The organism is Yersinia aleksiciae, from assembly GCF_001047675.1.
Classification (GTDB): domain Bacteria; phylum Pseudomonadota; class Gammaproteobacteria; order Enterobacterales; family Enterobacteriaceae; genus Yersinia; species Yersinia aleksiciae.
On the sequence record NZ_CP011975.1, the window covers coordinates 3,234,245 to 3,248,545 of the forward strand.

Consider the following 14,301-nt stretch of genomic DNA (forward strand, 5'->3'; position numbering starts at 1 on the left):
AGCTGATGTATAACGTAAAATCCCGCCAATAAAGGCGGAATTCATCATTTAAAAGCCACTTAAGACTACTTCACCATAATCATATTTATTTGTTTTATATCCATTATTTTCAAAGATACATTGATTAAAGTTCTTAATTAACAGATTGCATCCCTCATCCTCGATCTTTGTGCTTCCAATAAAGTGAAGCATCAGGCTATCCGAAAGGAAGATTTTAAAACCATCTGAAGTTTCTTCTATTCTTTCAACTAAATATTGATTATCAAAAGGTCTTCCATAGGGACCATCTGGTAGAAAGAAGTAAAATGAACTTCTCTTACTTACCCATTGCTCAACTATTTCATTCGACTTCATTTTTTTATGATCCAGTCATTCTGTGGTGTAGGTAAAAATACCTGAGTACCGCCACCATGTAGTGTCGGATTAGTTCCTTGAGTACCGGTTTGGGCTGCTGCTGCACCTTCGTAATACGTCGTTCCTTTAGGTATTTTTATAACTGCTTGATTTTGTAAAGTGTTTCCCCACTCAGGGAGGACAGCACTATCTAGCTGGGATTGCAAAGGCCCTTTTGATGGTTCTGGTGTCCAATAACGACCATCAGCTTTTGCCAAACCACCATAATCCCGGTATAGATAAATATCTGTCTCTGCCACTTTTTCAGTATACGTACCACTTCTAAAAGTTGAAGCTGGAGCACGGGGATCACTCGGATTGCCTAAAGGTCCTACTTCATGCGGACCGTACGCTTTGATTGTTTGTGACGATATTATGCCTTTATTTGCAGAAAGGGTCTTTAGACCCTCTCCCGATTGACTGCCAACAATACCCTCAACCACCTCCGCACTGACTTTCTTGCCGGTTTGTTTCTCTACCGCTATCAATGCTTTCAGCTCTGACAGCTCACCGACGGACAACTTACTCACCGTTGCCACCGTCAGACCAGCAGGAAGGGCATCACCGGCAGCCATTTCTGCCGCCCAGATACTCACTTCATTAGCACACAGCACAGGGGAAGCCGCACAAGCACTCGCGCCAGCCTGCGCCGCTGCGATAATTTCAGGGGTTATCGCAATAACTGCACCGCCCACCGCTCCGGCACCGAGTGCCAGCGCAACGGCATTTTGCACTGCTTTACCACGCTGGCAGGACTCTGAACCCGGATTATCCGCACAGGATAAAATATCTTTACCCTGCTGCTGTACAAACTCACTTTGGCCCCATTCGGTGCCGCCAATCAGATTGTTATCAACCGCGTTTTTCCCGGCCTGACCACCGGTTATCGCATCCGCGCTGCTGTCGCCCGAAAGCCCTCCGGCCAGTCCTGCCGCCAGTGTACCCAACGCACTGAGCGTTTGTTTCTGCTCTTCGGTCAGGTCTTCTGGCCGCACACCGGGATACATTTCCTGCGCGATAAGCCTGGCCGCTAACTCACCGCTAGCCGCACCCGCTGCACCGGCTAACGCACCGTTACCCTGTAATTGTGCAACTACAGCCCCCACGACCGCGTGCGCCATCGCATTGGCCGCAACGTTGACGCTGCCGTCAGCATTGGTGGTCATGTTCTTCACCACTTCTGCCAGATACGGCGCGGCACCTCCGGCAAGAGCTGCCTTCATATCACCACCGGCTAAGCCCTGTATGGCCGCCGTTGCTGCCTGTATTCCCTGTTGCAACGCGCTGCCTGTGCCGTAGCTGGCTGACGCGGTATTGCGAACCTGATCGGTGACCTGCTTGTCCGTCGGCGTCAGGTTACCTTTCGCCGCCAGAGCTTCTTTTGCTGCCTGAATCGCCTGTGGATCTTTCAGCGCTTTTTCTTCCGCTATCTTACCTTGCGTCCTCGCAATATCCATTGCCTGACCGCCAATCTCGCCAATTAGCTGCGCTTCCTTGAGGCGGTTTTGCTCCTTCTCTTTATCGAAAATAGGGGAGAGGGCGTTATTAGCGTGTTCAGTGTCGCGGCTCAGGTCATCAACATTTTGTTGTTGCTTATCGGTGTCACGAATAGTGATGCTGCCATCACTGACCGCTGCCTGCGTGGTGCCTTCGGCATGGCCGTCATTGCCCAGACCTGACAGCACCACGCCACCCAGATTGCTCAGCAGGTCAGACCCTACCGGACCACCGCTGCTCATGCTGCCGCCCTGATGCTCAGCCTTGAAATCGGCTTTATTTTCAATATCACTGAAGCCCAGTGTGCCGGTATCCAGACTGTTTTTATCGGCGGTAGCGGTAGAGCCAATCACTGCGCCATCAAGCTGAGTGTGTTCACCCACGGTGATATCAAAGCCGCCAGAGCCTGCAAAGATACCGGTCTGCTCCTGCACGCTGTCATAATTGCTGTGCAGCTTATCGCGACTCATACTCAGGTTGGCAGAGCCACCGCCGCCGACCACCGCCATGCTGACACCGCCGCTGGTGCTGGTCTGCTTCGCATCATAGTTATCGCTGTCTTGCTGGCTTTGCAGCAGCAAGTCGCGGCCGACATCGACCTTGACGGTTTCTCCGCTCGCCTGAGCACCGATCAACGCCGTATCGCGGCCACTGTGCAGTGACAGGGTGCCGCCACTGTCGAGCTGAGTTTCAGTCCAGAAGGTGCCGTCGCCGTGCTCATTGCCCTGACCCTTGTTGGCGTTGGCAAAGATACTCAGGCCCCCGCCAGCGCTACCGAACCCCAGACTGACACCCACACTGCCGCCGCTGCTGCTGTTACTGCCGTCGGTTTTTTGCGTGTTGGCAGCACCGAGCAACAGCAAGTCACGCGCCGCATCCAGGGTGGTATCGCCGCCCGCTTTGAGTTGGCTGCCTTGCACCACAATATCGCCGCTGTTCGCCGAGTTCCCTTCACCGGTGGCCGTCACGGTCAGGTTATTGCCCGCCGTCAAGGTCGAACCACTGACGCTGGTCTGTTCCTGATGCTGTTGTGAGGCCGATTTTTGTGAGCCTAATGAGGCACTGATGCCGAACATGCTGGCATTATCACCCCCTTGCGCCTGCACCAACTGGCCTGCCTGTACCGCCTGCGCACCACTGAGTGCCGCTTTGACGCCCTGCAATGCGGACAATCGGCCATTGCTCTCTTCGCTGGCGGCTTTGGCGGTGGTGACCGCGGTATTGAGGGCGCTGCATTGGGATTTACCACCGGCACCCCGTTACAACTGACACGCCAGCATCACACGGTCTGGATCACTGTCGTTATCCGTGATGCACTTTCGGTACGAGAAGCCACCGCCCGGTTTAATATCTCAAATGAATCCGTTGTCCTGCACTGGATTAATGTTTATAAAGAGGCTGGCCTGACAGGTCTTCTGAATATTAAACGCGGACGAGGCAGACAAATGACAAAGGAAAATGGCACTCACCCTCAGACAGACAAGGAACTGGAAAAGCTTTCTCCGGAAGAACTTCGGGCTGAGCTCCGTTACCTGCGGGCTGAAAATGCCTATCTAAAAAAGCTGAAAGCCTTAGTTCAAAGCGGGGAAGACGGCAGAAAGCCGGAGTAATCGCTGAACTAAGGCGCGAACATGCTCTCAGTGATCTCCTGCGTGCAGCAGGTATGTCCCGTAGTACGTGGTATCACAATATGAATGCGCTGAAGCGAGTGGACAGGCATGCTGAACTGAAAGACAAAATCAGTGAGATATACCACTGGTACAAAGGGCGTTATGGCTACCGCAGGATCACGCTCTCACTGAGAAAGCAGGGGTTGCAGGTAAACCATAAAACAGTACAGCGCCTGATGACAGAGCAGTCACTCCGGTCCCTGATAAGGGTGAAAAAATATCGCTCGTGGAAGGGTGAAACAGGTAAGGCAGCAGCCAATATCCTCAACCGGAACTTCGGCGCATCAAAAGCCAACGAAAAGTGGGTTACGGATGTTACAGAGTTCTCGTTGCAGGGTAAAAAGCTGTATCTGTCACCGGTTCTCGATTTGTTTAACCGGGAGATTATCGCATACAGCCTGTCGGAAAGGCCGGTGATGGAGATGGTCAATGCCATGCTGCGTGACGCGTTCTCAAAACTCGGGCCAGAGGATACGCCCTTATTGCACTCGGATCAGGGCTGGCAGTACCGGATGGCAGGCTATCAGGCAAAGTTAAAGGCGCAGGGAGTGACACAAAGTATGTCGCGCAAAGGAAACTGCCTGGATAATGCGGTGGTGGAGAACTTCTTCGGAACGCTAAAATCAGAGTGTTTTTACCTGAGTCAGTTCAGCAGTATCAATGAACTGAGGAAGGCGATAGAGGAATACATCCATTACTACAACAACGAGCGAATAAGCCTGAAGTTAAAAGGTCTGAGTCCGGTAGAATACCGAACCCAGACCCTAGAAGCCGCTTAACATGAACCGTCCAACTTTATGGGGTCAGTCCATATTGGCCGGGCTTGTCGTTTTAGTCTTCGTAGCGGAACTCGATACCTAACTTCATCCGTTCCACATCGAGCGTGACCTCACAACCGCGCCACGCCGGGTGGCCATTGGTCAGGTTGTTTTCGACGTAGTAAGTACGGAGTTCGACCAGATGGCGGAGCATGTCTGTATTTGCCCTACCACCTGCGGTAAACCAGGAACTCTCTCCACTATCATCAATATAATCATATTCATATTCGCAGTGATCATTTTCAGGAGATAACTCCGCCCGCATAATGACTTTTTTAGCTTCATCGGGAGCTATGCTATATAAAATCGTGCCAATATCCTTATAGATTTCTTGATCATTACGCATCACTTTCCTCCCGGTGCATTAATAAAGGCTTGTTCTTTCGGACGTCCGCCGTTGATCGTGTATATAACGTTAAAGCTTTCTGGCCGCACACTATCACCACTGTAAACAGGCTCTATTTTAACATTAACCTGCTTGCCATCCTTCAACGCATTTGCCCAGGTATTCTCCATTTGTTTCCAGGCACCCTTATTCAGGTTGCCGTCCATTGGCACCAGATTCAGCTTCTCGCCCGGACCATCGAAGATGCTCGCTATCAGGTGGCCGCCTTCATCACCATCAAGTCCACACTTACCGGCTTTACACTGCTGATAGGTATTACGATCTTTGACTGCGGATAACAGGTCGGCTTCCACGGCGTTCACACGGCCAAGATCATCGGTCTGATAGGTCTTGTTGCCATCCACTTTGTACAGTGTATTAGGCTCCGGTTTGTTCAGATCTTTGCTCCAGTTACCCTTGTTACCGGAGTTCAGCTCTATCACTTTAAGATCAGAGCCTGAAGAACCGGCGGGCTTAACCAGATGTTCCACGACCTCCGCACTGACTTTCTTGCCGGTTTGTTTCTCTACCGCTATCAATGCTTTCAGCTCTGACAGCTCACCGACGGACAACTTACTCACCGTTGCCACCGTCAGACCAGCAGGAAGGGCATCACCGGCAGCCATTTCTGCCGCCCAGATACTCACTTCATTAGCACACAGCACAGGGGAAGCCGCACAAGCACTCGCGCCAGCCTGCGCCGCTGCGATAATTTCAGGGGTTATCGCAATAACTGCACCGCCCACCGCTCCGGCACCGAGTGCCAGCGCAACGGCATTTTGCACTGCTTTACCACGCTGGCAGGACTCTGAACCCGGATTATCCGCACAGGATAAAATATCTTTACCCTGCTGCTGTACAAACTCACTTTGGCCCCATTCGGTGCCGCCAATCAGATTGTTATCAACCGCGTTTTTCCCGGCCTGACCACCGGTTATCGCATCCGCGCTGCTGTCGCCCGAAAGCCCTCCGGCCAGTCCTGCCGCCAGTGTACCCAACGCACTGAGCGTTTGTTTCTGCTCTTCGGTCAGGTCTTCTGGCCGCACACCGGGATACATTTCCTGCGCGATAAGCCTGGCCGCTAACTCACCGCTAGCCGCACCCGCTGCACCGGCTAACGCACCGTTACCCTGTAATTGTGCAACTACAGCCCCCACGACCGCGTGCGCCATCGCATTGGCCGCAACGTTGACGCTGCCGTCAGCATTGGTGGTCATGTTCTTCACCACTTCTGCCAGATACGGCGCGGCACCTCCGGCAAGAGCTGCCTTCATATCACCACCGGCTAAGCCCTGTATGGCCGCCGTTGCTGCCTGTATTCCCTGTTGCAACGCGCTGCCTGTGCCGTAGCTGGCTGACGCGGTATTGCGAACCTGATCGGTGACCTGCTTGTCCGTCGGCGTCAGGTTACCTTTCGCCGCCAGAGCTTCTTTTGCTGCCTGAATCGCCTGTGGATCTTTCAGCGCTTTTTCTTCCGCTATCTTACCTTGCGTCCTCGCAATATCCATTGCCTGACCGCCAATCTCGCCAATTAGCTGCGCTTCCTTGAGGCGGTTTTGCTCCTTCTCTTTATCGAAAATAGGGGAGAGGGCGTTATTAGCGTGTTCAGTGTCGCGGCTCAGGTCATCAACATTTTGTTGTTGCTTATCGGTGTCACGAATAGTGATGCTGCCATCACTGACCGCTGCCTGCGTGGTGCCTTCGGCATGGCCGTCATTGCCCAGACCTGACAGCACCACGCCACCCAGATTGCTCAGCAGGTCAGACCCTACCGGACCACCGCTGCTCATGCTGCCGCCCTGATGCTCAGCCTTGAAATCGGCTTTATTTTCAATATCACTGAAGCCCAGTGTGCCGGTATCCAGACTGTTTTTATCGGCGGTAGCGGTAGAGCCAATCACTGCGCCATCAAGCTGAGTGTGTTCACCCACGGTGATATCAAAGCCGCCAGAGCCTGCAAAGATACCGGTCTGCTCCTGCACGCTGTCATAATTGCTGTGCAGCTTATCGCGACTCATACTCAGGTTGGCAGAGCCACCGCCGCCGACCACCGCCATGCTGACACCGCCGCTGGTGCTGGTCTGCTTCGCATCATAGTTATCGCTGTCTTGCTGGCTTTGCAGCAGCAAGTCGCGGCCGACATCGACCTTGACGGTTTCTCCGCTCGCCTGAGCACCGATCAACGCCGTATCGCGGCCACTGTGCAGTGACAGGGTGCCGCCACTGTCGAGCTGAGTTTCAGTCCAGAAGGTGCCGTCGCCGTGCTCATTGCCCTGACCCTTGTTGGCGTTGGCAAAGATACTCAGGCCCCCGCCAGCGCTACCGAACCCCAGACTGACACCAATACTGCCGCCGCTGCTGCTGTTACTGCCGTCGGTTTTTTGCGTGTTGGCAGCACCGAGCAACAGCAAATCACGCGCCGCATCCAGGGTGGTATCGCCGCCGGCTTTGAGCTGGCTGCCTTGCACCACAATATCGCCGCTGTTCGCCGAGTTCCCTTCACCGGTGGCCGTCACGGTCAGGTTATTGCCCGCTGTTAGGGTCGAGCCACTGACGCTGGTCTGTTCCTGATGTTGCTGCGAGGCCGATTTTTGTGAGCCTAATGAGGCACTGATGCCGAACATGCTGGCGTTATCGCCCCCTTGCGCCTGCACCAACTGGCCTGCTTGCACCGCCTGAACACCACTCAATGCCGCTTTGACACCCTGCAATGCGGACAATCGGCCATTGCTCTCTTCGCTGGCCTCTTTGGCGGTGGTGACCGCGGTATTGAGGGCGCTGCCAACCGCGCCAGACAGGGCCAGTGTCAGGCCGCTACTTTTTTGCTCAACGCTGTGAGTCTGGCTGCTTTGATTCTCTGCCGCCAAAATAGCGACATTTTTCCCGGTCAGATTGATGTCTTTCCCGGCTAACACCTCGGAGCCTTTTACCGTCAGGTCTTCACCGGCAGTCATGCTGACATTGCCCAGTATGCTGCCGACGGTACTGCCGACGCTGGAGAGGGTTTTGCCGCTGTCGGTGACTTTGGTGCTGTTGCTGCCCACGGTGACACCAATGCCGCCGGTACTCATCAGGCCGGATTTTTTCTGCTCGAACAGGTGAGATTCGCTCTCGCTCTGTTGCGCGGTGCCGACGGTAATGTTCTCTTTTGCGCGCAGATTAATATCGTTATCGGCCACCACGTTACTGCCGATGACCGCGATATTTTTGCCGCTGACATCAAGGGAACCCGCTGACAGCATCGAACCGACCGCCAGTGTCTGACTCCGGTTATCTTCTGTGTGCGTGGTGGTGGTCGATGCCAGACCTTTTTTCTTACCGGTATGAATGCGCTGTTCATCATGTTGCTCGGTCTGGGTGGTGAGGGTGACATCGCCACCCGCCGCCAGCTTCAGCGCGCCGTCGGTTTGTACCGCGCTGGCACTGAGGGTGATGTCTTGCGCCGCCTGTAAATTGATATCGCTTTTGGCGTTCAACTGGCTGCCGCGCAGGGTTTCATCGTAGAGATCCACTGAACTGGTATGGCGCTTGCTCGAGGATTCACCGGTGACCTGTAGGCTGTCGGTCGCTGCACTGAGGTTGATATTTTGCGCCTGCACATCAAGGGTATCGGCATTGATGTTTGCCCCCACGGCGGTCAGATTATCGACCTTGGCGGTCAGCGTACCGCCGACATTGACCTCGCTACCCAGATGGCGGATATGCTCACTGGTCGAACTGCCATAACCATAATTCGCACTTATCTGGTCGCGGGTTTGGACGGTATTCAACAGCCAGTCGCCGCCGGTATTCACCTGCAAATCCTGACCGACATTGAGGCTGGCACCTTGAATGATAAAATCACGCTCGGTATTAATCACCGCGTTGTTACTGACATTGATGCTCGCCAGCGGCCCGAGTACGGTTTGATTGCGCAGCACTGCGCCATTGCTGCTGCTCAGTTGTTCACTGTCAGTGCGCAGGATTAAATCGCGCCCGCTATCCAGTTGCAGGTTGGTGGCGTTTAGTCGCGCACCGGTCAGGTCAATATCGCTGTTGAGCGTACTGAGTAGCAGGTTATTGCCCGCCTGAAGTAAGCCGCCATTGCTGGTCAGGGTGATATCTTTTGCCATGCTAATGTGCAGGTCATTGGTGGCTTTAATCGCGCCCTGATTGGCTAAACCCAGCATATCGGTTAAGGCGATATTATCAGCCGCAATCAATGCGCCGTTGGCCTGCAAATCGCCGGGCTTAACGCCCGCCAGATAGACCACGGGGACTAATACGGTTTGTCCAGCGACTTCACGACTTTCCATCAGCACAATATTGCGGGTCAATGCCGCCATCTGTTCTGCACTGAGGTGAGTGCCGAGGGCAAGATTGAAGGTCTTGCTGTACTCGAGTCCCGCCGCAAAGAGCTGCTCGAACTGCTCCTGTGCGCTGCGGTAATCACTGGCGACCGCCTGACCGGTCAATGCCAGCACTTGGTCGCGCACCAGTCGCTGTTCGTAGGCGTTATCCCCCAAACGTTTGAATATCACATCGGGGTTGTTATTTAGCTGCTGGAGCACGTAGTCTGAGCCGCGCCAGTTGTTGAGATTGGCAAACGCCGGGTTAGTTTCTACCAGATAGCCGCCGCTTACCGCCCGATCTGGGACGGTGAGGCCAGTGCGATCCACGTTGGTAGAGGGGGTATTGATACTGTCGAACGAAAGTTTGCCTTCCGGATCCGGCGCGTAGTGGCCTTTATCTGTGTTGAGCTGATATAGCCCGCCATTGGGCAGTGTCAACGAGATACCGTTAAACTCGACGGCGAGATCTTTACCGGTATGGTCGCGACCACTCGGCGGCGCAATAGCCCCGGGGTTGGCCCCATTGTTGATCGTCGTGCCGCTGCCACTCAGGGTTTTCGCCGTAAGACTGGAGGCATATTGGTTGGTGGTGCGCTCTCTGACCTCCGGCCCCCACGCCGTGCCCCACAAATTGCCTTTGTAGGTACGGTAGCGCCACTCGCCGATGGAGGTGGTTTTTTCGATCAGGCGCTGTGCACTTCCCCAGCCATCTTGGTTCAGGGTGACACCTGAGAGATCAATCTCTCCTTGCGCACTCACTTTGCTCCAGAAATTTTCCAGCGTGCCCACCTGAGGGGCCAGGTTCCCTCCGGCTAACAGTTGTGCTTCTGGGCTGATTTGATCGATGCCGTTATAAGCGATAGTCGACGTATAATTGGTGCCGATATAATCGCTGTTCATCGAGCCGCCATGAGGTGGTTCAGCATAACGCCCACCCGGAATATCCGGATTGTCTGCCGTCCAGTAAGCGGTGCCATTCACGGTGTCGGCCACGACAAAGTGGCTATTGGCGGTGAGAATATGGCGACGATTGGTCAGCGTTGTGGCGTAAATCAACATATCTTTGCCGGACTCAATCAGGCCGGAAATGTTGAGCACCTGAGCCGCTGCCAGATAATTGCCGCTATTGTCCAACGCGCCCGCAAAGATAACCTTGCCCATGCCTAAAAGGGTGGTGCTCGGGGCGGAATCAGTGTTGGTGACGGTATCACTGTTTTCAATGACTGGAGCGAGTAAGGCTAAGGTGCCGTTCTCATCAGTGGCACCGATCAGGGCGTTAGGGCCGGAGTTGGTGATACGCTCCCGTGCTTTCAGCGTGGCTTCGGCACTGATCAGGGAGCCGGTATTGAACAGGGTGTTAGTGTCAGTATCGAGCCGACCACGGGTTAAGATCTCGCCACGGTTAGTCAATGCGCCCGTCGCGGTGAGGCTGGCTTGGGTCGCACTGATATTGCCGCTATTTAGCAAGCTGCTCGAGTGGGTACTGAGCTTGCCACCCGCTAACAGCTGCCCGTCATTGGTTAACGCGCCGCGAGTGGTTAAGGTGAAATCACGCCCAGCCTGCAGTGTCGATCCGGCCAGATTATTGAAATCGTTCTGCAAACCAAGGGTTAGATCCTGACTGGCGGTAACCTTACCGGCGTTATTGTCAAACTGACCCAGGTTCAACGCGATGTTATTCGCCGCCAGCGCACCGCCTTGGTTATTGAGTTTTTGAGCTGCATTTGCGCCCGCAGTAATGGTGAGCGAGCCAAAGGAGAGAATATTGGCGCGCTGCGTGCTGACATCGCCACTGTTGGCGGTGATATTTATCTCTCGGGCTTGGGTCTGGCTGCCGGTCAAATCAATCCGGCTGCCCGTTAATGTCATGGCACCTGCGGCGATAGTTTGCCCTTGGGCGATTAACCCCTGACGGGTGGTGACCAGCAGGTCACCGGCATCGGTCAGGCGGCCATCACCTTGTACCCCCGCACCGAGCAAACTGTTGCCGTTGCTGTTCAAGGTTTCGGCTTGCAGCGAGAGTTTCCCGCCAGAGAGTAGGGTGCCGTCACGGTTATCCAGATACCCTGGCAGATTCAAATTGAAATCTGTGGTTCCGGTTTGGGCTATCACCCCGCCGAGGTTAGAGAGTGATTGCGCGGTGAGAGTTATCTGATCAGCAATCAGGTTGGCTTTATCAGTACGTAGCAGGGTGGTTGTCCCAGCCGACAACTGCGTCGCGGCTTTAACCACGGCTTCAGTTAAGGTGATATCGCCCGATTTAGCCACAAAGTTGATGGCGTTGGCCTGAGTCTGGCTACCAGTGAGATCAAGTTGGCTCCCCGATAGCGCCAATGCACCGGCGGCCATGTTTTGCCCTTGCGCTATCAAGGCGTGTTCAGTGTTGACCGTCAAATCACCGCTGCTGGCGCGGTTACCGTCAGATTGCAATCCCGCCCCTATCAGGGATTGATGGGTGCTGAATAAGTCATTAGCGCGCAATTGGAGATCCCTAAGCGCGGCGATTGAACCACTGTTGCCTACGCGGCCATCAGCCTGCCACTGCAGTGCGCCCTGAGTATAAATCGAGCCGCTGTTAACCGCATCGCCGTGCGTAATGAGTTCGCTGTTGCCTGCGCTATACAGGCTGCCGCTGTTATCCAGATAACCTTCTGCCCGCAGGTGGACGTTGCCATTGGCGGCGTACAGCTTGCCCTGGTTGGTTAGATTACCGTTGATGGACAACCGCATCTGGTCACCGGCACTGTACAGCGTGCCACTGTTATTGAGGTCGCTCTGCGTCGATAACCGCATATCACCGCGCGTTTGCATCACACCGCGGTTAGCCAGATGACCGGTGGTGGTGAACGTCAGTTGCTGTTCGGTATAAATCTCACCGCGGTTCTCAGCATTGCCGTTAACCGTAAATTGCCCAACACCGGCGGCATACAGCGTCCCGCTGTTAAACAGGCTATCGGTGTTCAATGACAAATCCCGACCGGCCAGTAGGGCGCTGCTGTTATCAGTATTGGTGTTGCTGATACTGAGCGCCGTCAACTGCATATCCCGTCCGGCTTCCAGTTTGTACTGATTAGTCAGTGCGCCGCTGGTGATAAAGGCCAGATCACGCCCCGCCGTTAGCCGTGCGCCAGCCTGATGAGTGAAATCACTTTGCAGGCGTATCCACATATCGGTCGCTGCTGCAATTTCCCCTTTGCTGCTATCAAGTTTGGCGAGATTGAGCTGGATATTATCGGCATGCAATTTACCGCCGCTGTTATTCAGGGTTTGTTTCGAGTTTGCTGCGGCGGTGATCGCAAGGGTTCCGGGAGTGAGCACTGTCGCGTCTTGCGTAGAAACATCGCCGTCGCGGGCCGTTATAGTGATAGTGCTGGCGGTAGTCTGGCTACCGGTCAAATCAACCCGGCTGCCAGATAACGTCATGGCACCCGCAGCCACATTTTGCCCTTGGGCAATCAATGCCTGACGAGTGGCGACATTAAGTTCTCCACTCTGAGCCAGCTTGCCATCGCTCTGCACTCCGGCACCCAGCAAACTGTTGCCGTTGCTGTTCAAGGTTTCGGCTTGCAGCGAGAGTTTGCCCGCAGAGAGTAGGGTGCCGTCACGGTTATCCAGATACCCTGGCAGATTCAAGTTGAAATCTGTGGTTCCGGTTTGGGCTATCACCCCGCCGAGATTGGAAAGCGCTTGGGCGTTGAGGGTGATTTGCTCGCCAATCAGACTGGCGTTATCGCTACGTAACAGCGCGGTGGTCGAGGCAGACAGGCGCTGACTGGCGGACAGTTTCGCGCTCGTCAGATCGATATCCCCGCCTTGGGCGGTGAGCGTCAGATCTTGGCTCTGTGTTTGGCTGCCATTCAGATCGATGCTGTGTGCGTTAAGCACTTGCGCCGTCCCGCTAATATTTTTGCCTTGCGCGGTTAACATCCCGCTGGCGTCGATACGTAATGTGCCACTGGTAATGGCGCTGTTGTCGGACTTGACTCCTGCACCCAGTAATGAGTTGCGGCTGCTGTTCACCTCCGCCGCGCGCAGTGATGTGTCACCCGCCGCCGCGATAGTGCCGCTGTTACTGAGTTTACCTGCCGTGGAGAGTTGAGTATTGCCCTGCGCATAGAGCACACCTGTGTTCTCTACGCCCGCAGCAGTATTTACCGCCAACTGTTGAGTACTTTTGATCTGGCCGCTGTTGACCAGCATGCCATCGGCTGTGATGGAGATATCACCCGCTGAAGCGCCTATCTCACCCGCATTGCGCACGCCGACACCGCTTTCAGTGCCGATCAGGCGGATTTTACCGGCGTACATGCCACCCAAGTTCGCCACATCCACCGCCACAGTGGAGTGTGGACTGCCATCGTCGGCTTTGGTTTTAATGCTCTGATGGGCGGCGTCAACCTGATTGCGTCCGGCGGTGACTTTCAGGTCATTGGCCCAGAGACCGGCATTGACTTTAACCGAACGGGCGATCAGGTCGGTATGGTCCTGACGGCTGCTGTCCAGACCTTTGCCCTGAATAATAATCTCACCCCGATCCACATCGTAGCCAGTGAGTTGGCCATTATTGAGCTGGGCTTGCCCGGTGGTCAGCGTGGCGCGGTTGGCGTTAATAAAGCCACAGCCATCACAGGTGATACCGGATGGGTTGGCGATAACCACCTGTGCTTTGCGGCCAGCGACCTCAATATAGCCATTGAGCTTGCTCGGGTCGCGACTGTTGACTTCGTTGAGGATAATACTGGCCTCACCCCGCGCCAGCGATGGGTTACCGTTGATAAAACCGCCGAGTTGGGTCTGGTTGACGCCGTGGCCGTTATTGAGGATCACGCCGCGATTATCGACATCAAACTGGCTGTAAACGTTGCGCGACACCCCGCCGCTGCTTGGCGCTTGGATATTGACCTGTGGCGTGCCGTTGGCGCTGTTGATAATGGTCGGCTGCTGATTATTCGGTGCACTGCCATCGGCGACAATCGCGGCCTGAGGGGATAATGAGACACAGCCTAAGGCCAGTAACAGGCTGAAACTCAGCGACGATAGCGCACTGATACGACGGCTCTGAGTATGCCCAACACCTGACGACGGCGATGATGCGGCCCGACCAGAGGCGGCGATATCGGCCACCACCATCAACAAGCCACGCGCTTTGTTGAAAACGATACGGTACAGGTTCTTATTCATAACTCATCCCAGAGTAAAGCGTTAAT

The 14,301-nt window shown here is 54.7% G+C and carries 3 protein-coding genes and 2 pseudogenes; 1 reads left to right on the plus strand and 4 read right to left on the minus strand.

Features of this window, described 5'->3' with window-relative positions; all coding sequences use genetic code 11:
- Positions 1 to 48 precede the first annotated feature (48 nt).
- The gene (locus ACZ76_RS14445) at positions 49 to 354 is read right to left on the minus strand and encodes a hypothetical protein (protein ID WP_048619547.1); all 306 of its coding nucleotides are present in this window, start codon (positions 352 to 354) and stop codon (positions 49 to 51) included.
- Positions 351 to 3,122 (minus strand): annotated as a pseudogene (locus tag ACZ76_RS14450) (hemagglutinin repeat-containing protein); the annotation flags it as partial. The gene ACZ76_RS14445 and the pseudogene ACZ76_RS14450, both read right to left, overlap by 4 nt.
- Before the next feature lie 69 nt (positions 3,123 to 3,191).
- On the opposite strand from ACZ76_RS14450, the pseudogene ACZ76_RS14460 reads away from it, so the two are divergent.
- A pseudogene (locus tag ACZ76_RS14460) lies at positions 3,192 to 4,339 on the plus strand (IS3 family transposase); the annotation flags it as partial.
- Between the two features lie 52 nt (positions 4,340 to 4,391).
- On the opposite strand, the gene ACZ76_RS14465 reads toward ACZ76_RS14460, so the two are convergent.
- The gene (locus tag ACZ76_RS14465) at positions 4,392 to 4,724 is read right to left on the minus strand and encodes a hypothetical protein (protein ID WP_048619549.1); all 333 of its coding nucleotides are present in this window, start codon (positions 4,722 to 4,724) and stop codon (positions 4,392 to 4,394) included.
- Positions 4,724 to 14,275 (minus strand): hemagglutinin repeat-containing protein, encoded by a 9,552-nt coding sequence (locus tag ACZ76_RS14470; protein WP_082146925.1) that lies wholly within the window; start codon positions 14,273 to 14,275, stop codon positions 4,724 to 4,726. Before ACZ76_RS14470 ends, ACZ76_RS14465 begins: the two co-directional genes overlap by 1 nt.
- Between the last annotated feature and the right edge of the window lie 26 nt (positions 14,276 to 14,301).

What these genes read in the sequence shown, in the direction of transcription:
- ACZ76_RS14470 (WP_082146925.1), bottom strand. Translation starts at nt 14,275, where the DNA reads ATGAATAAGAACCTGTACCGTATCGTTTTCAACAAAGCGCGTGGCTTG.
- ACZ76_RS14465 (WP_048619549.1), bottom strand. Translation starts at nt 4,724, where the DNA reads ATGCGTAATGATCAAGAAATCTATAAGGATATTGGCACGATTTTATAT.
- ACZ76_RS14445 (WP_048619547.1), bottom strand. Translation starts at nt 354, where the DNA reads ATGAAGTCGAATGAAATAGTTGAGCAATGGGTAAGTAAGAGAAGTTCA.